Here is a 1,440-nt window from a genome sequence, read left to right on the forward strand (position 1 = left end):
CCGGCCCCGGCCGGGGACGCCCCCGCCCGCCCCGCACGGGCCGGCCCGCGGCGCGGAGCCCGTCCCACCGCCCCGCCCGGCCCGAGGCCGGAAGGGGCCCACACCCCTCCCACGCCCGACCCTCCCCGGGAGCTCACGATGACGACGTCGCTGCGCGGCAACAGGGACTTCCGGCTGCTCTGGCTGAGCGGCCTCTTCGCGGTCCTGGGCGGGCAGATGAGCGCGCTCGCCCTCCCCCTTCTGGTGCTCAAGGAGACCGGCTCCGCGGTACAGGCGGGAGCCGTCGGGACGGTGTCCGTCGGAGCCGTGCTCATCACGATGCTGCCCGGCGGTGTGGTGGCGGACCGGGTCGAACGCCGCCGGCTGATGAGGCTGTGCGACGCCGGCAGCCTGGCCGTCGTCACCGCCCTGACCGCGGCCGTCTGGTCCGGGCACGCCCCGATGCCACTCGTCCTGCTCGTCGCCGCGGCGGGCGCGGTGATCAGCAGTGTGTACGGGCCGGCCGTCTTCGGCCTCATGCGGGCCGTCGTCCCGGCGGACCGGATGGGCACCGCCACCGCGCGGCTCCAGGCACGCACCCACACGGCCCGGCTGGTCGGGCCGCTCCTCGGGGGCGCGCTGTTCGGCGTCCACCCGGCGCTGCCGTTCGCGGCCGAGGCGCTGGGCCTGCTCCTGTCGACCGTCTGCGTCACCCTCGTACGCACCCGCTCCCGGGCCAGGGCGAAGGCGGGCGCCGTGTTCAGCAGGCGCGAACTCATGGCGGGCCTGACGTTCCTGTGGCAGGTCCGCTACCTGCGTACCGTGCTCCTCGTCTTCGGCCTGGGCATGAACTTCGCCTTCGGGGCGCTCACCTTCACCGCCCTGACCGCGTTCTCCGAGGGGGGCCGCTCCGGCCTCGGCGGTGGCTTCGTCATCACCTGCGTCTCCGCCGGGGCACTGGCCGGGGCGCTGCTCGCGCCGCGCATGAGCCCCGACCGGCACGCCCGGGCCCTGGTCCTCGCCACCTGCTGGACCTGTGTGGGGGCCGCCGGGGCGATGGCCTGGAGCGGCCGGCCGGTCGTGGCCGGGGTCATGTGCGCGCTCAGCATGTGCCTGTCGACGGTCGCCAGCATCGGATTCCTCTCGAAGCTCCTGATCGTCACCCCGGAGGAGAAGGTGGGCCGGGTGCAGAGCGCGGCGGGCTTCCTGTCCTCCGTGGTGCAGCCGTTCGGGCCGCTGGCCGGAGGCGCCCTGATGACCGCCTTCGGCGCCCGCTGGGCCTTCGCCCTGACCGGGTGCGTGCTGGCCGCGTCCGCCCTCGTGGTCACCTTCGCCCCCTCGGCGCGTGCGGAACCGTCCCCGCGGCCGGCGGCCGATCCCGCCGGCCCCCCGGAGACCGCGACCGGACCCACGGCGGCATCCGGCGCCCAGGACGTGCGGGCGCCCGGCGCCGACCGCGTG

The 1,440-nt window shown here is 76.4% G+C and carries 1 protein-coding gene; it reads left to right on the top strand.

Going from position 1 to position 1,440, the window contains the following annotated elements; all coding sequences use genetic code 11:
• Positions 1–138: 138 nt before the first annotated feature.
• Positions 139–1,440: MFS transporter (locus ABZ371_RS32595; RefSeq protein WP_358686549.1), on the top strand; the 1,302-nt coding region annotated here is incomplete at its 3' end.

The sequence above is a fragment of the Streptomyces sp. NPDC005899 genome, assembly GCF_040629645.1.
Taxonomy (GTDB): domain Bacteria; phylum Actinomycetota; class Actinomycetes; order Streptomycetales; family Streptomycetaceae; genus Streptomyces.